Annotated in this window: 21 protein-coding genes; 6 read left to right on the forward strand and 15 right to left on the reverse strand. The window is 40.5% G+C overall.

Going from position 1 to position 24,239, the window contains the following annotated elements; all coding sequences use genetic code 11:
* Positions 1-15 precede the first annotated feature (15 nt).
* Complete coding sequence (locus RMX89_RS26645; protein ID WP_322691039.1) at positions 16-1,095, forward strand: hypothetical protein; 1,080 nt, start codon at positions 16-18, stop codon at positions 1,093-1,095.
* A 454-nt stretch (positions 1,096-1,549) separates the two neighbouring features.
* On the opposite strand, the gene RMX89_RS26650 is transcribed toward RMX89_RS26645, so the two are convergent.
* The 7 genes from RMX89_RS26650 to acpP all read right to left on the reverse strand — a co-directional run bounded on the left by RMX89_RS26650 (position 1,550) and on the right by acpP (position 10,426).
* Entirely contained in the window at positions 1,550-4,768 is a 3,219-nt protein-coding gene (locus RMX89_RS26650) for a S8 family peptidase (protein ID WP_322691040.1), read from the reverse strand.
* Between the two features lie 28 nt (positions 4,769-4,796).
* Positions 4,797-5,798 (reverse strand): ATP-binding protein, encoded by a 1,002-nt coding sequence (locus RMX89_RS26655; protein ID WP_322691041.1) that lies wholly within the window; start codon positions 5,796-5,798, stop codon positions 4,797-4,799.
* A 141-nt stretch (positions 5,799-5,939) separates the two neighbouring features.
* Entirely contained in the window at positions 5,940-6,233 is a 294-nt protein-coding gene (locus tag RMX89_RS26660) for a hypothetical protein (protein WP_322691042.1), read from the reverse strand.
* A 112-nt stretch (positions 6,234-6,345) separates the two neighbouring features.
* A complete protein-coding gene (tkt, locus tag RMX89_RS26665; protein ID WP_322691043.1) occupies positions 6,346-8,373 on the reverse strand; it encodes a transketolase in 2,028 nt (675 codons plus the stop codon).
* A gap of 54 nt (positions 8,374-8,427) precedes the next feature.
* Positions 8,428-8,583, reverse strand: a complete 156-nt coding sequence (locus RMX89_RS26670) for a hypothetical protein (protein ID WP_157816647.1) — start codon at positions 8,581-8,583, stop codon at positions 8,428-8,430.
* Between the two features lie 102 nt (positions 8,584-8,685).
* Entirely contained in the window at positions 8,686-9,936 is a 1,251-nt protein-coding gene (gene fabF / locus RMX89_RS26675; RefSeq protein WP_322672284.1) for a beta-ketoacyl-ACP synthase II, read from the reverse strand.
* A gap of 235 nt (positions 9,937-10,171) precedes the next feature.
* On the reverse strand, positions 10,172-10,426 hold the full coding sequence (acpP, locus tag RMX89_RS26680; protein ID WP_322672285.1) for an acyl carrier protein: 255 nt from the start codon (positions 10,424-10,426) through the stop codon (positions 10,172-10,174).
* A gap of 418 nt (positions 10,427-10,844) precedes the next feature.
* On the opposite strand from acpP, the gene RMX89_RS26685 reads away from it, so the two are divergent.
* A complete protein-coding gene (locus tag RMX89_RS26685) occupies positions 10,845-11,750 on the forward strand; it encodes a CoB--CoM heterodisulfide reductase iron-sulfur subunit B family protein (RefSeq protein ID WP_322691044.1) in 906 nt (301 codons plus the stop codon).
* A gap of 328 nt (positions 11,751-12,078) precedes the next feature.
* Here RMX89_RS26685 and RMX89_RS26690 read toward each other — a convergent pair whose 3' ends face one another.
* From RMX89_RS26690 to RMX89_RS26700, 3 genes are all read right to left on the reverse strand, one after another.
* On the reverse strand, positions 12,079-12,885 hold the full coding sequence (locus RMX89_RS26690) for an iron-containing redox enzyme family protein (protein ID WP_322691045.1): 807 nt from the start codon (positions 12,883-12,885) through the stop codon (positions 12,079-12,081).
* A 597-nt stretch (positions 12,886-13,482) separates the two neighbouring features.
* The gene (gene lpxD / locus RMX89_RS26695) at positions 13,483-14,535 is read right to left on the reverse strand and encodes a UDP-3-O-(3-hydroxymyristoyl)glucosamine N-acyltransferase (RefSeq protein WP_322691046.1); all 1,053 of its coding nucleotides are present in this window, start codon (positions 14,533-14,535) and stop codon (positions 13,483-13,485) included.
* 133 nt (positions 14,536-14,668) lie between these two features.
* The gene (locus RMX89_RS26700) at positions 14,669-15,751 is read right to left on the reverse strand and encodes a hypothetical protein (RefSeq protein WP_322691047.1); all 1,083 of its coding nucleotides are present in this window, start codon (positions 15,749-15,751) and stop codon (positions 14,669-14,671) included.
* Between the two features lie 292 nt (positions 15,752-16,043).
* Between RMX89_RS26700 and RMX89_RS26705 the strand changes: the two genes are divergently transcribed.
* Positions 16,044-16,526: an SMI1/KNR4 family protein gene (locus RMX89_RS26705; RefSeq protein WP_322691048.1), complete on the forward strand. Its 483-nt coding sequence runs from the start codon at positions 16,044-16,046 to the stop codon at positions 16,524-16,526.
* Between the two features lie 140 nt (positions 16,527-16,666).
* Here the strand turns inward: RMX89_RS26705 and RMX89_RS26710 are convergent, their stop codons facing one another.
* From RMX89_RS26710 to RMX89_RS26720, 3 genes are all read right to left on the reverse strand, one after another.
* Positions 16,667-17,911 carry an NAD(P)/FAD-dependent oxidoreductase gene (locus RMX89_RS26710; RefSeq protein WP_322691052.1) on the reverse strand — a complete coding sequence of 415 codons (1,245 nt, stop codon included), beginning with the start codon at positions 17,909-17,911 and terminating at the stop codon, positions 16,667-16,669.
* Positions 17,912-17,962: 51 nt separating this feature from the next.
* Positions 17,963-18,127: a rubredoxin gene (gene rd, locus RMX89_RS26715; RefSeq protein WP_292774831.1), complete on the reverse strand. Its 165-nt coding sequence runs from the start codon at positions 18,125-18,127 to the stop codon at positions 17,963-17,965.
* Between the two features lie 140 nt (positions 18,128-18,267).
* Entirely contained in the window at positions 18,268-18,462 is a 195-nt protein-coding gene (locus tag RMX89_RS26720) for a hypothetical protein (protein WP_292729343.1), read from the reverse strand.
* 421 nt (positions 18,463-18,883) lie between these two features.
* Between RMX89_RS26720 and RMX89_RS26725 the strand changes: the two genes are divergently transcribed.
* Entirely contained in the window at positions 18,884-19,441 is a 558-nt protein-coding gene (locus RMX89_RS26725; RefSeq protein WP_322672291.1) for an SRPBCC family protein, read from the forward strand.
* Positions 19,442-19,651: 210 nt separating this feature from the next.
* On the opposite strand, the gene clpB is transcribed toward RMX89_RS26725, so the two are convergent.
* The gene (gene clpB / locus RMX89_RS26730) at positions 19,652-22,270 is read right to left on the reverse strand and encodes an ATP-dependent chaperone ClpB (RefSeq protein ID WP_322672292.1); all 2,619 of its coding nucleotides are present in this window, start codon (positions 22,268-22,270) and stop codon (positions 19,652-19,654) included.
* Between the two features lie 144 nt (positions 22,271-22,414).
* On the opposite strand from clpB, the gene RMX89_RS26735 reads away from it, so the two are divergent.
* Both RMX89_RS26735 and RMX89_RS26740 read left to right on the forward strand, forming a co-directional pair.
* Positions 22,415-22,654: a hypothetical protein gene (locus RMX89_RS26735; RefSeq protein WP_322691049.1), complete on the forward strand. Its 240-nt coding sequence runs from the start codon at positions 22,415-22,417 to the stop codon at positions 22,652-22,654.
* 252 nt (positions 22,655-22,906) lie between these two features.
* Positions 22,907-23,455 carry a hypothetical protein gene (locus RMX89_RS26740; RefSeq protein ID WP_322691050.1) on the forward strand — a complete coding sequence of 183 codons (549 nt, stop codon included), beginning with the start codon at positions 22,907-22,909 and terminating at the stop codon, positions 23,453-23,455.
* 338 nt (positions 23,456-23,793) lie between these two features.
* On the opposite strand, the gene RMX89_RS26745 is transcribed toward RMX89_RS26740, so the two are convergent.
* On the reverse strand, positions 23,794-23,970 hold the full coding sequence (locus tag RMX89_RS26745; protein ID WP_322691051.1) for a hypothetical protein: 177 nt from the start codon (positions 23,968-23,970) through the stop codon (positions 23,794-23,796).
* Positions 23,971-24,239 lie beyond the last annotated feature (269 nt).

The raw sequence follows: 24,239 nt of genomic DNA on the forward strand, positions 1-24,239 counted from the left end.
AAGAGGAGGTTTGTTGTGGTGGTGAAAAAACCGACTGATAAGAATACTAAAGTAGAAATTCTTCAGGCGTATGAAGAGTTAGCAAAAGAAAAAGCAGTACTGAAATCAGAACTTGATAAAGTTGGCAAAGAAAGCAAGTCTGAAACTAAAGAACAGCCTAAATTAGAACAAAAAACAGCTATGAATCAGCTTTCTAGTGTCCAACAAAAGATGAACAATACAATTGAAAGCTTGGCAAAAATTCAATTAGGGTTTGGCAGTGCTGCTAATGAATTATCAGAACAGTTAACCACAAAAGCCTCAAACTTGGAAGAAATTAGGCGAACTTTAGAAGAAGAAATCCAACAATTAACACAACTGCATAATTTAGAAATTTCTGATGATATCTTGGATACTCTTATCCAAGCTTATGAAGATAATACTAAAGCTTATCAGGAAGAATATAGCGAACGTTCTGAAGTGTTATTCCAAGAAATACTAGAGCAAAGAAATACTTGGGGAAAAGAACAAGAAGAACAGCAACGGGCGATAAAAGAACGGAATGAAAACTTAAATAAAACTCGGCAACGCGATGCAGCAGAGTATAAATATAATTTAGAACTCCAACGACAACTGCAAAATGACGAATACGAGCAACAGCAAAAAGCGCTATATAAGCAATTAGAAGAATTACTACAAGAAACAGAAAAGCAATGGGCTGAACGGGAGAAAGCAATTTCTGAGAGAGAGAAACAATTTGAAGAGTTAAAAGCCAAGGTAGAGGCTTTTCCGAAAGATAAAGAAGTAGCCATCAAAAAAGCTACAGAAGAAGGTAAAGGCATCGCCCACTACCAAGCTAAAGTCAAATCAGATTTATATTCTAAGGAAGTAGAAGGGCAAAAGCGTTTCTATGAACAAAGACTGCAATCTCTAGAACAAACTATTACTAATCAAGAGACGCGAATTCAAAATCTTTCTAAACAACTGGAATCCGCTCTCAAACAAGTTCAGGATTTGGCAGTTAAAGCTATTGAAGGTACTTCAAATGTTAATTCATATCAGGCAATCAAAGAAATAGCTTTAGAACAGGCAAAGACTCAAGCGAAAAATAAGTAAGCTGATTTATTTTTGATGAAAATTGCAGAGACTTAAATTAAATTAAGTCTCTGCAAGTAACTCTAATGCTTTTTATTCAGTTTTCTTTGGTTTTTTGAGGTCTGGCGGAGGTTGTACTTTCTTTTTCTTTGTTGGGCTAGCCTGCGTTTGCTTCAATGCTTTGTTGGAATTTTGTTCTTGACTAGACATAATACTAAGTTTTAATATTTACTACAATATTTCTCACATTAAAGTATCATTGATTACATAAATATATCACAGAGAATTTAAGTTTAACTAAAACAAGTTAGTAAATAATATTACCCCTGTAGGAACCTTCACTTTTAACAGGATAAATACAAATCTTAATAAATATCTCATGCAAAAGAGACTTAGCACTGCTACGTCTCTACAAGGGTTCTGGATAATCCATATTTAATTTATGGAGATGTTTAATAGCGGGGGTGCGATCGCCTCAGCTAACTACAATAGATTGAATTTCTATCGGGGGTTGAATCTCTGTTTCAACTTGAGCCTCGACAATTGACGTATAAATTGGAATATCAACTTGTATGGCTTCAAAGCTCACAACTAGAGAGTATGGAACGCTAGCTTCTGGATCGTTATTCCAACCTTCATGTCCAACAACTGCAATGGAAAATGCTTCTGTGAGTTCAAATGAATTTACAACAGCCCAATCTTTTTGAAGGGTTCCTGCACTTCTAGATACACCTTTAATTATTCCATGATGATTTTGTTTGCCGAGCATCCATTTAAAAAGACCTTCTCCCTTCTCCGCATCTTCTGGAGCATCAAACTCTTTCAAAACTCTAGCCTTAAAAAGTTCTGGATCTTCTCCTTTTTTACTACATTCCCAATCAAGCCAAGTTGAAAGATATTTTCGACGATTTCTACGGGTTCGACGTGGTTGGGCTTTGTATGATAAAGTAACCTCTAAAAGAATCTTAAATGCCTCTCCTTGAGAACGTAATTTTTCTGGCAGTTTTACTTGGTAAATATGAGCTTGTTTAGCTACAATACGCCGCTCTCCTGTTGTCATCAAAGTGATTCGATTGGGAGAATTACCCAAAGCACGATCAACATCGGGAAGACCATAGCCAATTTGACGAAGAACGTGGAATTTATTAACATCATCTGCCACTGTCCATTCAGGCCACCTTGCTGATTGCACTATTAATGCACGGTAAAGAAGGCAACTCTCATGAGGTAGTTCAGCAGCAAGACGTGCTGCAACATGGCTTACTTTTGGTGCTGCAAAAGAAGTACCAACTTTATCAGCCCCAATTGCTAGACCACCGTTCAAAGTTGACCGTACTAATTCGGGACAAACATCTTTAGGAAAAGTTATGTTTGGTGGTGTACCTTCATCTGTTACTAAATCTCCACCATACTCAACTACTTCTGGTTTAATTGTTTTCCAAATTCCCAATCCAGAGCATGAAAATGCTGATGGTTTATCACTTTGTGAAATAGAAGAATAGGGGGGTGAGTTATAAGAAATTGAAGCAATAGAACCAACCGTTAAAGCTTGAAAACTTTGTGCTGGATCAGCAATTCTGCAAGAACTATCTAATAAATAATCTGGATATATTCTATTTGCAGCAAGATATTCTTTGACAGATAATCTTGTAAAGCCAATTTTACCATCTAGAGGTAAGTTTCCTGCTGAGACAATAAAGAGAATATCATTTTGCCATGTTAGATTATCAATAGCTGACGCCCAAGCACTCATATATCGAGTTCTACAAGGAACAGAAGCATTGATAGAATGATTAAATAATCTTGTTCCGGCTTGTGTTTGGTAAATTCCTACAATCTCATCTAAAAGATTAGGTGGAAATAGTTGCTTAGGTAATTTACATTTTTCATCTAAAACTCTTGCATTTTGAATCCAGAAAATACAGTTTTTACCTTCTGTACGAGGTATAGTTCTTGGATAAAGAACAGCGCCGGCTACACTCGTTCCGTGTCCACCATTAACATAATCAGCAGTTTTATTTATCTCTCTAGGAACCCAAGATATAGAGTTTACTGAGTCAATCGCTGCTTTTAGTAATGGATGTCTTTCTTGAATACCACTATCTATAATACATACTTTGGGAGCATTCAATTCTGGAGGTTCTAATTGAAATAAGGGGAAGAAAGAATCATATAATTTTTCTTTTTGAAGAAGTTCTAAAAATTCATTTGGTTCACTGACATCAAAAATATATGGAAAACTGAAAACTAAATCTTTTATTCCTTTACCGATAATTTGAATTCTACATAAGAAACAGTCTGGTATATGAGCATATTTAGAAATATGTCCATCAATATTTTTTATGATTACTCCATTATATGTTTGATGTTGAACAAAATCTAGAAATTGCTCCTCAATTTCATATTTTACATTATCCCATTCTTCATAGGATAAATTACGTTGGTTAATCCAGTTATTAACTCTTTGAATAAACTGGTAGTTACTTTCATGAGTTTTTTGTACTGGATAGTCAGTAAATTGATCTTTATTTCCTATACAGGATAATCCTACATCAACAGTATATATTTGGTCATCTTTAACTTGATTCCAATGTTCCATTAATTCTTCGGAAAGAATATATTCTGGTCTTTTAGTTCCATCGAAAATTTTCCATATATTAGAAATTTGTTCATTTCCAAAATTTTCCGTGACAAGTTTTACTAATTTTTTTTGAAATTCACTAATTTCTTGTTCAGCATCAACTTCAGCAGTATGAGATTCCTTTAGCTGAGAAATGATTTGATTATTATTTATTGAAGATTTCTCTGGATTATCATGAATATTTTCGTTGTGTAAGCTAATCTCGAAAATATATGGAAAATTAAAAATTAAATCTTTTAAACCTTGTCCAGATATTTGAATACGGCAAGAAAAACTATCTGGAAGTTGGGCTAACTTAGGAATATCTTCGTCAGTATTCTTTAAGAACATTCCTTTATTTTCTTGAATCAAGGCTTTAAATTCATTTTCTCTTACTGACTTAATTTCATCCCATTGTTGATATATTAATTGACGTTTTTTCATCCAGCTATCGATTCTTTGAAAAAATTGAGCATCACTTTCAAGATGATTGCTTGTTGGATAATTAGGAAATAAAGGATTACTTCCTAGACAAGATATTCCTACATCAACAGTATATATTTGGTCATCTTTAACTTGATTCCAATTTTCTATTAAATCTTGGGCAAAAATATATTCGAGTCTTCTACTTCCATCTATAATTTCCCAAATTTCTGCAACTTTATTACCACCACGTTCTTTATTAATAAATTTTTCTATCTTTTTTTGGAACTCACTTAGTTCTATATCAAGGGAAATAGCAAGAATATATCCATCCTCCAATTCAGCAATTACTTCAATGCCAAATGTTCTAAGTCTATCTGCATCGAAACAAGAAGGATCTATCTTTAAAATAAGCGAGATAGGATAGAGAACTTGAGATTTGTTCTTTTCTTCACGTTTTTCTTGAGTATCTTGCCAATCAAATATTAAGGTTTCAATAGAAACCTTTAGTTGATTGCCATGTTCTTGGCGATTACCCAAATTAGCAACTGTTATTGGATTTCTTATTAATCCACCTGGTAGCGATGCAGCACGTCCTTCTGTTGTCAGCCTAAGCGGGATATGCGGAAAACTCTGAGAACCTTCAACCATTTATTTCTCCGAACACCAAAAATTAATACTAGGAAACTTTGATTTCTGCGATCGCTTCTTCTAAGTGTTCCTGAATCACTAGCTCCTCTCGCTCAAGAATTGCTCTTTTAGCTGCATCTTGTGCAACCCTCACAGCTTGAGCCGCAGAAAAATCTCTCATCTGCTCAATGATCCTTGTCCAGTTGATAGATCCGACTTCAATTGCAGATAGTGTTTCCTTTAGTATAAATTCTAGCTCCTGTTCTCCGGGTTTGGGTACTGCGATCAAATCATCAAATCTTCTCCAAAGGGCAGTATCCAGAGATTTATTCAAATTTGTTGCTGCTACTAAAAGCCCAAAAGAGGGTTGATACTCATCCAAAATTTGAAGAAATGTATTGACTACTCGCTTAATTTCTCCTACTTCTTGAGAGTCTTCTCGTGTCTTAGCAATTGAGTCACATTCATCAAGAAACAATAAACATGGACTTTTTGAGGCATCCTCAAATACAAGTCTTAAATTGCTGGCAGTTTCGCCTAAAAAAGACGACACCATTGCATCAAACCGAACTTTCAAGAGTGGTAATCCTGTATTCCAAGCTAAACGTTCTGCTCCTAGTGTCTTTCCACACCCAGGAGGCCCATATAAAAGAATTTTTTGTCTGTAACGCAATCCATGATGAGCAAGCCTATCTCTAGCCGCATACTCGCGTTCAATTCGACAGAAACGTTTTTCAATATTTATTGGCAACACCATGTGATGCCGCAAATGATCCCTTGGTATGATAGTTACTAAAGGAAGATTAAATCGCTTACTGGTTGATAATTCAGTTAATGTCTGTAAGTTTTCTGGTACTGAAGAAGCAGGTTTGCTAATGTTAGTAGGCTTCTCTTTCTGGCTTTTTTTAGTGATATTCTCTAACTGGTCAGCTAAGAGAGTATGTCCCTTACTGCGTTCTTCCTCAATCACTAGGTATGTAAGCTTATCAATCGCGTCTTGATCTGAACTAGCGATCGCTCTAAAAAATCTCTTGAGAAGCTCTGCTTTCATAGTGCCTCTCAGTATAAATAGTAATTTTGGACTAGCTTAGTACTATTGTACTATGAAAGTATAGTGCGTTATAAATCATAACGCGATCAGCTTGTTTCTAATCATTATATTAAGTTATATAACAAAAAATCATTCTTCTGCTTAGAAATTTACTATATCTAAACATAAGACATTGCTTTCAAGGTCTATATAATCTTCCCCTTCAATCAATAACAAAGTCATCATATCTCCCTCAACAAACCCTGTTAATCTGAAATCAGATATAGCTTTTAGTTCCTCCATAGATACTTTCTTAGAATAGTATTTAAATATAATTTTAATTGCTTTATCTTTATCTAGATAATACTGATAGCTACTATCCTTTTGCATCAAATGTTCTACAATTTTTGTTATCCGGGCTAGAAGTACGTCTCTTTCCTCAGAAACTTCCTGCATAACTTCCTCCCAATTAGTAACTTATTACTCCAATTATAGCTAATCTTTCTTTACATAAAAAAGGCGGGCCTTTCAGCCCACCTCACAAAATTTTGAGAATATTCTGTTGCTATTAACCCAACAATTGTTTAGCCTTAGCTAACACATTATCAACGCTAAAGCCAAACTTCTCTAGACAAACACCGCCTGGAGCCGAAGCACCAAAGCGATCGATACTAACAGTATCGCCTTCAGTACCTATGTACTTATGCCAACCGAAACTAGCGGCAGCTTCTACAGACAAACGCTTGGTGACAGCTTTCGGCAGAACGGACTCTTTATAAGCCGCATCCTGTGCTTCAAACAGTTCCCATGAAGGTAGCGAGACAACACGGACTTTCTTGCCTTCAGCCTTGAGTTTTTCGGCTGCGCCGACGGCGAGGCTCAGTTCTGAACCAGTTCCAATCAGGATGAGATCGGGTGTACCTTCGCTATCCACCACGGTGTATCCACCCTTTGCCACGCCCTCAACCGATGTACCAGCCAAGTTAGGAACGTTTTGACGGGTAAACGCCAAAAGAGACGGAGCGTTTTGCTTCGCTTTCTCGATCGCTATTTTATAAGCACCAGAGGTTTCGTTACCGTCTGCGGGACGAAACACGGTTAAATTAGGAATAGCTCGTAAGGAAGCCAGAGTTTCAATCGGTTGGTGTGTTGGCCCATCTTCACCTTGTCCTATGGAATCGTGGGTCATCACCCAAATCACGCCAGCTTGAGAAAGTGCGGATAAGCGGATGGCAGCACGCATATAGTCTGTGAAGATTAAGAAGGTAGCACCGTAGGGAATTAATCCCGAACTGTGCAACGCTATACCATTACAGATTGCGCCCATACCATGTTCCCGTACCCCAAAGTGGATGTTGGGATTTTCGTAGTGCCCTTTTTGGAAGTCGCCCTTGCCTTTGATTTCAGTCAAGTTGGAGTGGGTTAAGTCAGCCGAACCACCAATCAATTCAGGTAAAACTGCCGCCAGTTTGTTGAGGCAAGTTTCTGAGTGTTTACGGGTGGGCAGTCCTTTGTCTTCGGGGGTGTAGGTGGGTAGTACTTTATCCCAGCCGTCGGGTAGTTTGCTGCTTAGGTAACGTTCAAATTCAGCTGCTTCTTCGGCATACTTAGCTTTGTAGTCGGCAAATGTTTTGTTCCATTCGTCTTCGTAGCCTGCGCCGCGCTCAACTGCTTTGCGTGTGTGGTTGAGGGCTTCTTCTGGGATTACGAAAGGTTCGTATTCCCAACCCAAATTCTTCCGAGTCAATTCTATTTCGTCTCCACCAAGGGCAGCACCGTGAACGCCAGCGGTGTTTGCTTTATTGGGGGAACCGTAACCAATAATGGTTGTTACTTTGATGAAAGAAGGCTTATCGGTGACAGCTTTGGCTGCTTCAATTGCTTTAGCGATCGCTTCTAAATCGGTGTTGCCGTCCTCAACGTGTTGGACGTGCCAACCGTAAGCTTCAAAGCGCTTGGAAACATCTTCGGTGAATGCCACATCTGTGGAACCGTCGATGGAAATGTGGTTGTCGTCGTACAGAGCGATGAGTTTGCCTAATCCCAAGTGTCCTGCGTAAGAAGCAGCTTCACCCGAAATTCCTTCCATGTTACAACCGTCACCCACAATTACGTAGGTGTAATGGTCAACAATCTTGGTATCGGGTTTGTTAAATTTAGCGGCAAGGTGAGCTTCGGCGATCGCTAAACCAACTCCATTGGCAATTCCTTGACCTAAAGGGCCAGTGGTGACTTCTACGCCTGGGGTCATGAAGTTTTCGGGGTGTCCAGGGGTTTTGGATTCCCATTGACGGAATTGTTTGATATCTTCGATGGTGACGCTATCGTAGCCTGTCAGGTACAGTAGGGCGTACTGCAACATCGAGCCATGACCGGCAGATAAGACAAAGCGATCGCGGTTAAACCATTTGGGATTCTTGGGATTAAACTTCATAAAGCGATCCCAAAGGACAAAAGCCATCGGAGCCGCACCCATTGGTAGTCCTGGGTGTCCCGATTTTGCTTTTTCTACGGCATCAACAGCCAAGAAGCGGATCGAGTTAATAGCCAGTTCTTCGACGGACAATTCTTTGGCGGATTGGGTTGCAACAGTCATAATCTCTTGTTTTTAACGACGGGTTAGCACTCTTCGTAGCTTCTCTTGCTGGGGTTATTTTAGATTCCCCACAGTATCCTCATCATCCCACTCCCGCTTGTCGATGGACAAGCGGGATCTCCTGAGTTTCTGGTGATAAATCAAGCTGATAATTGGGTCATGCTGAACGCTTAAATTATATCGGAATGATATTTCTGATACTTTGGGCATTGGGCATGGGGCATTGGGCAAACGAGCAAAGTTGGATTAAACTACTGAATTCTTACTCCTGACTCCTGCCTTCTGCCTCCTGCCTCCTGCCTCCTGCCTCTTTTAAACGTATTTCTTAAAGGCCAGTGTGACATTATGACCGCCAAACCCAAAAGAATTGGATATTGCTATCTCGACTTTTTGAGCGCGGCTAGAGTGAGGCACGTAATCTAAGTCACACTCTGGATCGGGATTTTCCAGATTGATTGTCGGTGGAATTTGGTCATTAGCGGTCGCTAGTACTGTTGCAACTGCTTCAATACCTCCAGAACCGCCCAATAAATGACCTGTCATCGATTTGGTGGAGCTAATTGCCACCTTATAAGCATGTTCTCCCAAAGCTTTTTTGATTGCTGAGGTTTCAGTTGAATCATTAGCTGGGGTACTAGTGCCGTGGGCATTAATATAGCTAATTTGTTCGGGAGTTATGCCAGCATCTTTGAGCGCTAGTTCGATCGCTCTAGCGGCTCCAAGCCCACCAGGTACGGGGGAGGTGATATGGTAGGCATCACAGGTCATACCATAGCCGATCATTTCGGCATAAATATGAGCGCCGCGACTTAGGGCGTGTTGCAGTTCTTCGAGAATTAAAATTCCCGCACCTTCACCCAAAACAAATCCGTTGCGATCGCGGTCAAAAGGACGGCTAGCATGAGTCGGGTCATCATTGTTAAAAGACAGTGCCTTGCAGGCGGCGAACCCAGCTATCGACAATGGTGTGACAGCTGACTCCGTTCCCCCACAAATCATCGCTTGGGCATATCCCCCTTGAATTAAGCGAAAAGCATCTCCAATGGCATTAGAACCAGCAGCACAGGCAGTTACAGGACAAGAGTTTGGCCCTTTAGCACCCGTGTGAATTGCCGTTAATCCTGCGGCCATATTGGCGATCATCATTGGGATCATGAATGGACTACAGCGATCGGGCCCACGGTTGAGGTAGATAGTTTGCTGGTCTTCTAATACCTTAATCCCACCAACGCCAGAACCGATCATCACACCTACCTGTTCTGCATTCAGGTCATTAATCGCTAACTCCGAGTTAGCTAGAGCCTGTTTTGCTGCCGCAACCCCAAATTGGGAAAACCGATCCATACGCTTGGCCTCTTTGCGTTCCAAGTAATCATGCGGATCGAAGTTTTTCACCTCACCAGCAATTCGGCAATCATGGCTAGACGCATCAAATAATGTGATGTAGTCAATGCCATTACGTCCACTCAATAATCCATCCCAATATTCTGTTGCTGTGTTACCTATAGGTGTAATCGCGCCAACACCAGTTACAACAACGCGTTTACGTGTATGATCTGTCATGATTCAGTTAAAAATGGCGAAAAAGCAGCAGGCAAAAAATTTGAGGTTAGCGACTAGGTACTGGTGAGCCAGCGCGGTCTTAAAGGTTTCCTTTACGAGCGACTGGCATCGGATTTGCTGACTTCAAGTGAGTGTCGTTAACGTCAGCATTAGTGACATTAGCAGCGTCACGCGAAGAGTGGCTAGATATTAGAGAAAAATCTCCCCAATCCCAATCCCCAATTCCAATCCCCAGTTAAGCTGAGGCGGTTACTTTGTTATTGATGTAATCTACTGCCTCTTGAACCGATGTAATCTGCTCGGCAGCTTCGTCGGGAATTTCGATATCAAATTCTTCTTCCAAAGCCATCACCAACTCAACGGTATCGAGGGAATCTGCTCCCAGGTCTTCCATGAACTTGGCTTGTGGTGTAACTTTGGCATCGTCGTCAACACTCAGTTGTTCGGTGACGATTTTCTTGACCTTTTCAAAAATTTCCGTTTGGCTCATAAATAAAAGTCCTTAACCACTTGCTACGATCTGCTCTTTAGAGGAGACATTGTTTTGAGCATATACATCTTATCGTCAAGCGCGATCGCCCGCATACTTCCAAGGGTTTTTCTGCTAGAAAACCTTTCCCATTCCTAAAATAAATCGGATAAGTTTTCTCTTAACACTTGAACTGTAGAGCGCGTTACGCCATCGCCGATCCCGTGTAAATGCTTTGGTTTTCCAATTATTGCTAAAATTTTTGACAATGTCTCATCGGTATTTACAGCCTTGCTAGCAATTAAGAATATGTAGATGCTGCGACCTTTTAACCTAGACGCTTAAAAGGTAGCTAAACGTCAAACATCAGAATGATGCTAACAAGGAATGATAAAACAGTTATTGTTTAGAGCGATCGCTCTAACCCAAACATACTTCTATGCTACCTCAGACACTGAAATACGCTTACTTCCCTGGTTGTGTTGCTCAAGGGGCCTGTCGGGAACTTTACCAATCAACTCAAGCGCTCACCCAAGCACTGGGCATTGAACTAGTTGAACTTAAAAAAGCTGCTTGCTGCGGTTCCGGCACATTTAAAGAAGATTCGCAACTGCTAGAAGATACAGTCAACGCCAGAAATATTGCCCTAGCAGAAGAATTAAATCTGCCCTTGCTTACCCATTGCAGTACTTGTCAAGGTGTTATCGGTCACGTCAATGAACACCTGAAAGAATGTAAGACTTCTAACCCTGTCTACATTGAACAGGTTAATGGCTTGCTACATAAAGAAGGCTGTTCGCCTTATCGCGGCAGTACTGACGTTAAACATCTTCTTTATGCCTTGGTGACAGATTACGGTTTAGAGGAAATTACCAAACGCGTCACCCGAAAGTTAACTGGATTAAAATGTGCGGCTTTTTATGGCTGTTATCTCCTCCGCGCCCAAAAATCTATGCCTGATGACGACCCTTTCCAACCGGAAGCGATGGAAAATATGTTTCGGGCAGTGGGTGCAACACCAATTTATTACCGAGGGCGGACACAATGTTGTGGTTGGCCCCTTGCTAGTTATGCCACTACCCAATCTTTTAAGATGGCGGGGATGCATATTCAGGACGCTTTAGCGTCTGGTGCTGACTGTATAGTTACACCTTGTCCTCTGTGCCACTTAAATTTAGATTCCCGTCAGCCAGAGGTAGAAAAGGTGATTGAACAAAAGCTAGGTTTACCAGTGTTGCATTTACCCCAATTGATTGCTTTGGCACTTGGCGTTAGTCCAAAAGAACTGGGTTTAGACCGTCACATTGTTTCCACAAAGCCAGTGTTGGAAAAATTAGGATTTTAGTTTTAGGACTAGGCCTTTTAATCTGACTGGTAAAATCTCTTTTTTTCTCTGCGTCCTTTGCGTCTGTGCGGTTCAAAAGTCTTTTATTTAACCACAGAGGCGCAGAGAACACAGAGTTATTCAAAAATTGCCGAATAATTCAGGAGCAAAGCAAGAATAGCTGCGCCAAGGCGTTAGTCGTATAGAATAACCTTGTTGTATTCTGACAACTGACGCCAATATTGCTGTTTTGATAAAAAAATTTCCAAAATTAACCAACTTACAATATATAAGACTGGTAATTTTGGATAACTTTAATTAAACTTTAATTTTGAGAATCGCTCTGGTATTAGCTTCGTAAAGTCAACGCTTCTTTTTCGATGTTTTCATCCATCCAAGAAAACATATCGCCAATTGATTTAACCATATCTTCAACTCCTTCACGGAAGAGTTCTACATCTTTCTCAGACTTGGTATAAATTTGAGCCACTTGAATCAATTCGTCTGTATGTTCTGGATCTAAGTGGCAGTGGAGATGAAAATATTCGATGGTATGGTCATCAATACCTTTAAATATCTTACGAAGCCCTTCGATGTATTTGATAAAAATTCCAGGTAAGACTTGCTCAATTGCTGCAAATCTTCCTAAAGAGCGTACTATAGGTTCATCATCACAAAATTCAAATTTCTTAAAGCGTAATGCCGGAATGAGAAACGCTCCATCTTCGGCATTGATATCAATTTGAGGACAATCAATACCTTTCATAAAACGCATAAATAATGCTACATGAGCAAGGTCTGAGTTGAGTTCTCCATGCTCAGTAAATGCATTTTCTAGCATAATCGTTCTAGCATGGTAACTATCCATTTTAGACGCGACTTTCAGAAAAGCCATATTGAATCTGTTTGAGCCAGGTAGCATTTTCATTGCAAACTGTCGGATTGCATCTTGTGAAAATTCTCCTTTGGCAAAGCGTTGAACAAAGGGATGTAGAGACAAATCTTGCGCAGTTGTGATTTTTAATAAAACTTGCTGTAATTGGTTGGATATCTTAGCATCCAAAGAAAGAGTTGCAGTCATTATTTTAGCAGATAAGTGGGTTGTTGTTGATGCTTGATTGTCTAATTGGGCGTGAATATCTAGATAATTATTCACGCAGCTTGCATAGCAAAAAATGCATACTCTTTGCAACTATGTTTTAGAGTATGTTTGCAAATGCTGATTAACAAATACTTGATTGACTGATTTAATGTGAATAATGAACAATTACTCAGGCAGTTTACATAGTAAAATGTGCAAACCTTTTGTAACCATATTTCACAAGTTTGCAAATCCTGATTTAGGTTAGGATAAGCTTGAAAATTGAGATTATCTTCAATAATTGAGGCTAAACTTTAACTAGAATGCGTTCCAAAAATTTTTGTTTTTGGTTAGCTGAAATATACGTACAGTTATCATGAATAATTTATTACCTCTTTTGGAAATATTCCGTACAAGTTCGTACTTTGTCTTAATAAAAATTCTAGTGTCTTATTTTTTTGTAAGCAAATAAAAAAACATCATTAACTAAATCTTTATTTTTTTCGACAAATTTCTAAAGTTGGTATAAACTTACAACCAACTTTTTTTGTCATCTGTCAATAGGAATAAAAATAAAATCCTCTTGAAGAAGAATACAGAATGGGACGTGCAAGATTCACGCCCCACAAGAATTATTTTGAATTTAGTTATGCAATTTAGATAAGTTTCAGCTTAATCATTGCTATTTTTGAATTTACGTTGCAATTGTTTTAGCGATTGATACATATCTGGCAGGCGACCATAAACAGCAGATACCTTGAGATATAGTTTGTAAGGAAGGGCTGGAGTTCCGCAGACAATTTCTCCTGGGGCAACATCGTTATGAATTCCAGTTTGAGCAGATGTCATCGACCCATCTCCCATCTTCACTTGATTGACTATTCCTGTTTGTCCAGCTAAAATAACGCGATTTCCCAGTTGAACCCCTCCTGCCATGCCAACCTGACCTGCGATCGCACAGCCAGAACCGATTTTGCAACCGTGACCTATTTGCACTAAGCTATCAATTACTGTATTGCGACCTACCCGTGTTTCTCCGACTGCTGGGCGGTCAATACCAGTGTTGCAACCAACTTCCACGCCATCTTCTAAGACTGTATAGCCTGATTGTTCCATTTTGAACCAACCAGTCCGGGTAGGAACAAAACCAAAGCCTTCTGCACCAATGACAGCACCACTGTGAATGACGCAATCTGCACCGATGTGGGTGCGTTCGTGGATGGTACAGTTAGCGTGTAAGGTAGTGCGATCGCCTATTTTGGCATCTGGATAAATCACTACATTGGGATGAATAATTGCGCCATTGCCAATTTCTACCCCTTGTTGAATCACAGCATGGGGGCCAATATAAACATCGTTACCAACTTTTGCGGTGGAGTGAATTACAGCGCTGGGATGAATTTCTGGGGTAGGGCGATATGGTTGATAAAAAAGTGCGATCGCTTTGGCAAACAATAGTCGCGGATCTGAGGTTGCTAGCCAGACAATACCCCTTTGTTGTGCAAGCGTCTGTAATTTTTCGTCCTGGGGCAAAATTAAAGCACTAGCATTGGTATTGCCAACAAAAGACCCAAATTTTGCACCTTCTACGTAACTGAGAGTACCGTTGGTAGCTTCATCAATGGCTGCTACCCCTGTAATTTCTGGGTCTTGGTCTGGGTTGCTAGTCAGGCTATGATTGGTAACCGCGTCACCAAATTGACGGAGGATTTCGCTGAATTTCATTGTTGGGTGTGTTCAAAATTGATCTACAATCGCAAGATAATTTTCCCTCTTTATGCTCCAATACAATAATTTTGTAGACGCGTAGCGGTGAGGCAATCAGACTGTTTCTAGTTTCGCTTCAAGTTGGATAACTTTAGTGACATTCTTCTGTTGATGGCTCTGGTGGGCTTACTTTCACTGAATCTTGTCTCAATAGCGTCTTGAGGCGTTGATTATCTTCGGTAGCGATCGTTTCACCATAGTGATGAAGTTGAAAAAGCTGGCAATACCGATTTTGTTTAGCGCAAATCAAGCAGCCATAAGCATGATTGCCGTTACTACCGCATAACCGATGTCCCATCACCGGGCCGAGAGAAATATTTTGCTCGCTAGCAACAGTACTGAGAATTGAGCGCAGTTTTGACTCGAACTCTAATGATAAGTATTGCTTACGTCCTGGTTGTGTGCGATCCCATTCTGGAACGATTAATTCCTGTTTTAACAGACTCGCTTCAATCTCTTCAGACATCACAAGCCCAGATAGAATAACGTGACGGGAAACATGAGGTAATAATGTACGTGCTAATTGCCACATTAAGGCTTCATCAAACCACTCTTCAACTAGTGGACGCAGATACCAACAACAGGGAATGCCAAGGTTTACTAAATCTTGCAGCAACTGTACCCGACTCTGAATTGAGGCTTGCTCATAGCCTGGTTTCAAGGGTGGTAGACTAACAAAGACAGTGACTCGAAGTGAATGAGGTCGCTCTAGAGTTTTTTTGAGGCGTTCTAGAAAAGATTGACCAGGATGGACTTTGGTAGTTATGTAGACTATATTGGCGGCTTTGCGGTCAATCAGTGCATCCAGAATTGATAGTACGCGTTCTCGATGGGCTGGAATAAAAGGGTCAGAGTAATCGCACAGTGAAATTGGAAAGCCCTTTTGTCCCTCTGGGGTAGCAAAAATGTAGTCTAGCAAAAGATCGAGCAGGTCAACCGGAGCTGAGACATCCTGAAAGTTTTGTGGATAATGATGCCAATCACGGTCTTGATGACAGACACAATAGGCACATTCAACCGGACAACGATTCTGAACATTTGGTAGAAATGGATTGAGGCTGAAGTATTTAACAGCACGCTCCTCATCAGGAATACCAAGCACTGGAAAGCCATGCAGCATATACTGGCTTTCTTGCAACGTAATTTCAGACGTAGGATTTTTATCAGTATCCATATATCTTTTATAAAAAAAGTAATACACCCAGAAAAATTTGTCTTCTCTAGAGTGGCTGGTGTGAATATAGAGTGGCAAGGTGGGAAATGCTGGAGGATTAATAAGAATTTTGATAAGTAAATATAATTAAGTAGCGATCGCTGTTCCTAAAGAACTGGTAAATGGGTTGAGGTTAACACGGAGACACTCTTACTAACAAGCTTTAAGAGTATATTTTTGCTATTTTGTACTAGTCAGATAATTAATAATTAAGATAGAGATTATTTATCCTCTAAACAATTCAAATTTTAAAATGATTAATAATATACAAGAATTAAGAGAGCGCTTGTTTGCTAGTGAAATAGTAAAAAATGAGCAAGACCTACAAGGATGTACCTCAGAGGAAATTGCATACATTGAAAGTAAATATGGAGTTTTACCAAGGACTTACAGGGAAATCTTAGGCTTACTTGGGCATAGTGCCGGAAAGCTTGTTAGAGAATCGGAAATTGAGTTTTATTACGACCAACTTATTAAAATGAATGAATGGCAGCAAGAGATTATCCTTGAGTCTATTGCTGAGGGAGAAGAATGTACACCTTTACCTGAAAATGCTTTCTGTATCTGTGCTTTACATGGAGATCCGTGGTTTATTATTGCCAATGGACAAGATGACTGTTCTGTTTATTTTCTAAATGACAGTGGCACAATCACAGAGTCCAGTAAATCTGTGATGGATTGGATAGAGAAATTTGTAGAACAAGTTCAGTATTTAATAAGGAGAGGACTGAGATAAGATTTAAAAGTTATCTTTTTGAGAATAAATAAACTTTAACGATAACGATTATAGTATTCTGCTACATTAATTTTTCTAAGTTCGTAGTAAGGACTTTAGTCCTGATTTTTTTAGCACTTTAGTGCTTACTACGAACTCTTTTAAGCTATTTGGCTATTCGCCATTGCTACGCCTGCTAAATACCCTGTTGTCCAAGCACTTTGGAAGTTAAACCCACCGGTAACGCCATCAATATCTAAGATTTCTCCAGCAAAATAAAGACCAGGAACTAACCTACTTTCCATCGTCTTGAAGTTGACTTCTTTAAGCTTGACGCCGCCACAGGTAACAAATTCTTCTTTGAAGGCTCCTTTGCCATTGATTAAATACTGTCCTTGAGTAAGTTCTTGCACCAGTTGATTTAAGGTTTTACTAGATATTTCTGCCCAACGGTCTTCTGTAGTAATGCCTACACGAGCAATAATATATTGCCAGAGACGATGAGGAAGATCAACGCCACGATGCAATGCGATCGCTTTTTTTCCCCATTCATCCTTAACTGCTAAAACTTTTTCTCGCACTTGTTCATGGTGCAAATTAGGCAACCAATTAATCAATAATGTGGCTTGATAGCGGCTTTCGTGCAGAACTCTCGCACCCCAAGCAGAAAGCTTCAAAACAGCCGGGCCACTCAAACCCCAGTGGGTAATTAGCAATGGGCCAGTTTGTTGTAATTGGGATTTCCCGCCCGCAGATAAACGCAATTGAGCGGGGTTAACGCTAACTCCAGCCAATTCCCGCAATTTTTGATCGACAATGTTGAAGGTAAATAACGAGGGTACTGGCGGTTCAATTTGATGACCTAACTCTCGAACAATTTTATAACCTGCAAGGCTGCTACCAGTTGCTAGAAGTAGGCGATCGCATTTAATTGTCTCTCCCGATTTGAGAAGGATATCAAAACCCCCATCTGCTGCGGTTTGTTTCACCGAAGTTACGTGTGTACTGATACGAAGTTTTACCCCAGATTTCGCCATCGATTTAATTAGACATTCCACAATGGTTTCTGAAGTATTGGTGACAGGAAACATCCGGCCATCAGCTTCCGTTTTGAGATAGACTCCACCAGCAGCAAACCAAGCTACTGTATCTTGAGGCCCAAACCGAGTCAAAGCGCCCCGCAAAGCTTTTGCACCTCTGGGGTAATTTTGCACCAATTCCTCCGGTTCAAAGCAAGCATGAGTGACGTTGCAGCGTCCGCCACCAGAAATTAGCACTTTCGCTAGGGGTTGACGACTGGCTTCGAGTAAAGTAACTTGGGCATCAGGATTAGCTTTGGCACAAGCGATCGCGCCAAAAAATCCTGCTGCCCCACCCCCAATAACTACAATTTGTAACGGTAACAATTTCAAAAAAGTCTCTTTTACAGCACCTACTTTCTAGGCTAGCTGTTATTTTCACTCTTCATCAGGTTCAAAGTCGTCTTTTGTTGCACCGCAAGTTGGACATGACCAATCTTCTGGGATATCTTCAAAGGCTGTTCCCGGTGCTATGTCGCTATCTGGATCGCCCTCTGCTGGGTCATATATATAGCCACAAACAGTACATTTATACTTTGCCATGTTCCTTTCCCCTCGTAAATTGTTGGCATTGCTTCCCTATTAAATACTTTTGGCAGTAAGTCAAAATAGGCAAGCTACAATTCTTAAACGAGACTACGGCATGAAAATCAAACCGTTTCGCAAAGTCATTAGTCAAATGACTAAAAACGCCACCATGTCCTTTGGGCGTAACTGATAATTCCGATCGCGATCGCCCCAAGTAGCAAGAGCCAAATAATTCCACCTGGGATAAAAGTGAGAATACCAATACCTCTCAGTACCCAGACGGCAACGCTAATGCCGAGAAGTGTACCAAAAATCTGGATTAATCTACGATTTAAAGAAGATTGATTCACCTAATTTTCCTCTCAACTCAACAGACATTACACTTGATATTGATAATTAAAATATGAAGTTACGATGAAGTTATAGTTTCATCAGAAATAACACGTAAAACCAAGAGATACTATCCAAACGTTAGGGTAAAGTACTTGATGTTAAATCGTGTTTGTGCCATTCTAGCTGTTAACAACGCAGTTTTTCATCTACAAGTATTACTTTGACAAAAGTCACTGGAGTATTAATTATGTTAATTGTGATAAGAAACACAGTTTTTACAGTAAAGTAACTGAAATGATGAGCAACAAATCATCCTTTCCGGAAAAGATAAGTATTAAACTGGAACTAATTTAATAATGGGTTGGCTCTAAATCAAGTTTTATGGCTTGTAGTTTCAACTCTATTTAGGTGGATGAGTTGAGGAGTAACTTAATCATTATGTCTGCGTCTTATATATCAGATTCAATTATTGCAGGTTCAGATATGGCTTGGAGTCAAGACAAGCAAAAGTTGCTGGTACAGGGTGAAATTTTGGTAGAAACGCGATCGCACAAGATGTCGGGTGGTGCGGTGACAGCCTGGATGTATTTGCCGATGGTGCGATCGCACGTTTGGCAGCAATTAACTGATTATCCCCGCTGGGTGCAATATTTTCCCGATATCACCAAGAGTGAGGTAGTACATAAAGGTGAAGTCAAACGTCTGTATCAAGCAGCACAAAAAGCCTTCTTCTTTTTCACGGCTCAAGTGGAAATTTACCTCAATGTTGTAGAAGTGCTGGGGCAGCAAATCCAATTTCGCATGGTAAATGGGACTTTTGAGGACTTTAACGCCAATTTAGAACTACAAGATTGTGGTAATGGCACAATACTTGCTTATACTGTGCAAGCGACACCTCTAATTCCGATTCCATCTATTTTTATTCAACAAGCGATGAATTTAGAGTTGCCTGCAAATATGCGTAAAATGCGACAAGTTATGTGTAAGAGTCATTAACAATTCAAAAATCACGCATTCAAAATTCAAACATTTTAGACATTTTCAGATAGGGATTTAAACCCCGACTGTAGCAAGATCCCGCAGGGTAACTAACCATTCATCTAGTCCCCAGTCCCCAGTCCCCAGTCCCTTGCTATACCTCTCGATAATTCAAAAACCCGCTTTCTGTGAGAAAACGGGTTTTTGTGTGTGATTTATCAGGTGTAATTATCCGGTAAAGACTTCAACTGGTAAACGGCTAAAAGACAACCTTTCATTTTGCACATCTACAAAGATAGTGTTGCCGTCGTTGAATTCGCCGCGCAAGATGGATTTAGCAATTTGAGTTTCTAACTCTCGCTGAATCGCCCGCTTCAATGGACGCGCCCCATACACTGGGTCATACCCTACTTCTGCTAAAAAGTCAAGGGCAGCATCCGAGAGTTTGAGAGATATTTTGCGATCGCTCAATCTTTGCCGCAATCTTTCCACTTGCAACAGCACAATTTGCCGCAATTCCCTCTTATCTAAACCGTGGAAGATGATGATTTCATCAATCCGGTTCAGGAACTCTGGACGGAAGCTATTTCGCATTGCTTCCATGACTCGACGGCGCATTTCATCGTAGTGGGTGTTATCCCCAGCGATATCAAGAATGTACTGCGAACCGATGTTGCTAGTCATGATGATAATAGCGTTCTTGAAGTCCACCTTATGACCTTGGGCATCAGTGACGCGACCATCATCGAGAATTTGCAAGAAGATATTAAAGACATCGGGGTGTGCTTTCTCGATTTCGTCGAAGAGAATCACTGAGTAAGGACGGCGACGAATCGCTTCTGTAAGTTGTCCGCCTTCTTCATAACCCACGTATCCCGGAGGCGCACCGATTAAACGAGAGACGGCGTGTTTCTCCATGTACTCTGACATATCGATTCGCACCAGCGCATCTTCGCTATCGAACATATACGCCGCCAGCGCTTTCGCCAATTCGGTTTTACCTACACCCGTAGGCCCAAGGAAAATAAAGCTAGCGATGGGACGATTGGGATCGGCCAATCCAGCGCGCGATCGCTGAATTGAATCCGCTACAGCTGTGACTGCTTCTTCTTGTCCAACCACGCGGCGGTGAAGTTCATCTTCTAAATGCAGCAGTTTTTCTTTCTCAGATTCCACTAACTTGCTGATCGGAATTCCTGTCCATTTAGAAATAATTTCAGCAATATCACCTTCTGTGACTTCTTCTCTTAATAGTGATTTACCACTTCTTTGAGTGTTTGCCAATTCAGCTTCTATTGCTTCCAATTGACGATGCAAACTGGTTAAAGTGCCGTATTTCAACTCTGCAGCGCGGTTAAGGTCGTAGTCGCGTTCTGCTTGCTGAATCTCTAAATTGACCTGTTCAATCTCTTTTTTAACAGACTGAATTTTGTCAATGATATCTTTTTCAGACTGCCATTGAGTATTTAGAGTTTTTTGTTCTTCTTTGAGATCGGCAATTTCTTTTTCCAATCTTCCTAAACGTTCGCGAGAAGCGGCATCGCTTTCTTTTTGCAGCGATAGCTTCTCCATTTCCAATTGCAGAATTTTACGATCGATTTCGTCGAGTTCTTCTGGTTTGGAGGTAATCTCCATTTTCAGTCTAGCGGCGGCTTCGTCTACCAAGTCAATTGCCTTATCTGGTAGGAAGCGATCGCTAATATATCGACTCGATAATACGGCGGCGGCAACTAAAGCACTATCAGAAATTTTCACCCCGTGGTGGTTTTCATAACGTTCTCTCAACCCGCGCAAAATCGAAATACTATCTTCTACACTAGGCTGATCGACATAAACCTGCTGGAAACGTCTTTCGAGTGCAGCATCTTTTTCGATGTATTTGCGGTATTCATCCAACGTTGTTGCCCCAATACAACGCAATTCGCCCCGCGCCAACATTGGTTTCAATAAATTACCCGCATCCATCGCGCCTTGGGTTGCACCAGCGCCGACAACGGTGTGAATTTCATCAATAAATAAAACAATATTGCCGCCAGATTCGGTAACTTCCTTTAATACTGCTTTCAGGCGTTCTTCAAATTCACCCCGGAATTTTGCCCCTGCAATCAAAGCACCCATATCTAAAGCGATTAGCTTACGGTCTTTGAGGGATTGAGGTACATCACCTGCGATAATACGTTGTGCTAATCCTTCAGCGATCGCAGTTTTACCAACACCTGGTTCGCCAATTAGCACAGGATTATTTTTGGTGCGGCGAGAAAGAATTTGCACAGTGCGACGAATCTCATCATCTCGTCCAATTACTGGATCGAGTTGACCTTTACGCGCGGCTTCTGTAAGGTCACGCCCGTATTTTTCCAGTGCTTCGTATTTGCCTTCTGGATTTTGATCGGTCACTTTTTGACTCCCACGAACTTGTTTAATAATATTTTTGAGTTTGCCTTCGTCTAAACCAAACTCTTGGAATAAAGCTTTGCCAAAGCGGTCATCTTTAGCGTAAGCCAACAATAAGTGTTCAATTGAAATATATTCGTCTTGAAACTCTTTGCGATATCCGTCTGCTCGATCTAGAAGTGTATCTAAGCTACGTCCTAAGTATACTGAAGTACTATTACCAGATACTTTCGGCTGACGTTGAAAAAATTGTTCAGTGCGATCGCGCAGTTTTTGGAGATTAACACCCGCTTTAGTGAGAATCCCAATTGCTAGACCATCTTGTTCTAGCAAAGCTTTCATCAGGTGTTCGCTTTCGATTTGTTGTTGTTGATATTGTTTAACAATATCCGGGGTATGGGCGATCGCTTCCCAGGCTTTTTCTGTAAATTGGTTAGGATTAGTAGGTTGCATAGGCTTTTTCAGGAACGTAAAGGTGTAGTGGTGAAGCAGCGCGGTCTTGGGGGTTTCCCCCATGAGCGACTGCTGAACCCGGAGGGCTTGTCGCAGGCTACCACCAGAACACCAAGTAAAGATAATTTCTACTTTCAATAGATATTGTATGAAGAGTGGAGCGATCGCCTAGATCGGTGTTCACGTCTTGTAAAAGTGGTATTTTCCCCTAGTTCCGATTTTCCTATGTGGATTTCAATTACCTGTCTGCGGAATGTCAGCAGATGCGCTCTCGTGTGCAATGGCGCAAGGGCCCACGTAGGCGATCGCATTAGTTGGGTTTATTCCAGTGAGCGCTTAGGAGTCGGTACAGAGGTTTTTGGAGTCGCCCTAGAAGCCGAATAGTGCTTACTTGACAGCGCTGGAGGAGAAAGTGTTGCGTGTGCTGAGTTGGAGACTAGCAGTTAATGTAACAATGCTGGAAATCAATGTTCGTGCCAGTCATCCGAAAACTTTTGCGGTGCTTTGGCGATGTCTACACCCGCAGAAAAATCTAATTTTGAAAATAAAATTGCATATTTGCATATTTAATAACAAAATTACTGAATATTCCTTTAGATAGAGGTTTTTTCAACGTCTACTTAAGGAGAAAAAATAATGAATCGATTCAAATATTCCAAGAAGATTTTTGGAGTTCTTGCTGTTTTACTCGTAATTTGTGCAACTTTCTTTCCTAGAATGGCAATTGCAGATTCACTGCCTGCGCCTATTAAGCCAGATTGTACCGTAGTAGGTGATGTAAGAATAATACCAGATCCAAATGACCCCAATGAAATCGATGTTCTACCACCGACTGTGATAGTTAACAATGCCGATGGATGTAGCTTCAGTGCTAACGCGATGAAGTTATCACAAGCTCTGAGGGTTGAAAGAGCTATTATAGAGTTGCCTACGGATGTAACTGGGGTTGTTAAAAGCCTTCAGATCAGCAAAGTCGATAATGAAGGCAATAAAGCAGTCATTTATGGTTGTTCTAATTTAAAAGTTCAGGATGGTACGGATTTAAATGTATCTTGCGGGGGGCCATCTTACTTACCAGCGAACCAGTCCTTGGAATATAATGCAACTATTGCAGACTTTAAGCCAGGAACTAAGTTTGCCATTACGCTAGTAGCATCACAGTCTAAACAACTAGATTTGCAGTAAGTATACGCCTGTTATACCAAAAAACCTATTTGGTGTAACAGGTAAAACTGCTTAGTACAAAAAGCTTAGTACAAAAATGTTTGCTCCTTCCTAGCTGTAACTAAAAAAGACGGGCGTACCCCCTTAATTTTAAGCAAAGCCAACTTTATGGCATACACTGCCCGTAATTAGCTCTAATATCCCTTGGTTGAACAACTGAAGCATTCCAGTCGTGGGTATAAAACAATTTAGTTCTATGTTTTATCAAGAATCGTATACTTAATTTGGTATACGATTCTTTATTAAGTCAATACGATTAAATGACTAGCTCGCTTACTTAATTTTGATACAACTCCTATTTATTTCTGGCTAAGACTGTGGCTTTCATCGGAACTCAGTTCTAATAAATTTGGTGTAGCAATAAAGCCAAAGTAAATGGCGATCGCAGCAGTAATACCATGAAGCCAAATCTCATTGAATTCACAAGCAGCCATCAAATAAACGCTCAAAGCTTTTTCGATTAATATTGATAACATTCTATAGGACTCATATTTGATTTTTGAAAAAAACTCAGTACACCTTTATTCCTTCTTCCCAGTCCCCAGTCCCCAGTCCCTAGTCCCTACGATTAATTCAGAAATCAAATCGGATTGCTAGAGAGATGCTTATTTATTAAATCTACCTTGCCCTCATACAGAGTTACCATGATTCCAGGTCGCCTAGTGGATGCTGAAAATGATTAACCCCTACGACTTTGAAGATGATGTGCGAATCGTTGGCTAGAAACTAAGACCCACAAGAGTCT

Source organism: Nostoc sp. DedSLP04 (assembly GCF_034530775.1).
Taxonomy (GTDB): domain Bacteria; phylum Cyanobacteriota; class Cyanobacteriia; order Cyanobacteriales; family Nostocaceae; genus Nostoc.

Coding starts and splice junctions, on each gene's coding strand:
- RMX89_RS26650 (WP_322691040.1), bottom strand. CDS start 4,768: ATGGTTGAAGGTTCTCAGAGTTTTCCGCATATCCCGCTTAGGCTGACA.
- RMX89_RS26655 (WP_322691041.1), bottom strand. CDS start 5,798: ATGAAAGCAGAGCTTCTCAAGAGATTTTTTAGAGCGATCGCTAGTTCA.
- RMX89_RS26660 (WP_322691042.1), bottom strand. CDS start 6,233: ATGCAGGAAGTTTCTGAGGAAAGAGACGTACTTCTAGCCCGGATAACA.
- tkt (WP_322691043.1), bottom strand. CDS start 8,373: ATGACTGTTGCAACCCAATCCGCCAAAGAATTGTCCGTCGAAGAACTG.
- RMX89_RS26670 (WP_157816647.1), bottom strand. CDS start 8,583: ATGCCCAAAGTATCAGAAATATCATTCCGATATAATTTAAGCGTTCAG.
- fabF (WP_322672284.1), bottom strand. CDS start 9,936: ATGACAGATCATACACGTAAACGCGTTGTTGTAACTGGTGTTGGCGCG.
- acpP (WP_322672285.1), bottom strand. CDS start 10,426: ATGAGCCAAACGGAAATTTTTGAAAAGGTCAAGAAAATCGTCACCGAA.
- RMX89_RS26685 (WP_322691044.1), top strand. CDS start 10,845: ATGCTACCTCAGACACTGAAATACGCTTACTTCCCTGGTTGTGTTGCT.
- lpxD (WP_322691046.1), bottom strand. CDS start 14,535: ATGAAATTCAGCGAAATCCTCCGTCAATTTGGTGACGCGGTTACCAAT.
- RMX89_RS26700 (WP_322691047.1), bottom strand. CDS start 15,751: ATGGATACTGATAAAAATCCTACGTCTGAAATTACGTTGCAAGAAAGC.
- RMX89_RS26705 (WP_322691048.1), top strand. CDS start 16,044: ATGATTAATAATATACAAGAATTAAGAGAGCGCTTGTTTGCTAGTGAA.
- rd (WP_292774831.1), bottom strand. CDS start 18,127: ATGGCAAAGTATAAATGTACTGTTTGTGGCTATATATATGACCCAGCA.
- RMX89_RS26725 (WP_322672291.1), top strand. CDS start 18,884: ATGTCTGCGTCTTATATATCAGATTCAATTATTGCAGGTTCAGATATG.
- clpB (WP_322672292.1), bottom strand. CDS start 22,270: ATGCAACCTACTAATCCTAACCAATTTACAGAAAAAGCCTGGGAAGCG.
- RMX89_RS26740 (WP_322691050.1), top strand. CDS start 22,907: ATGAATCGATTCAAATATTCCAAGAAGATTTTTGGAGTTCTTGCTGTT.
- RMX89_RS26745 (WP_322691051.1), bottom strand. CDS start 23,970: ATGTTATCAATATTAATCGAAAAAGCTTTGAGCGTTTATTTGATGGCT.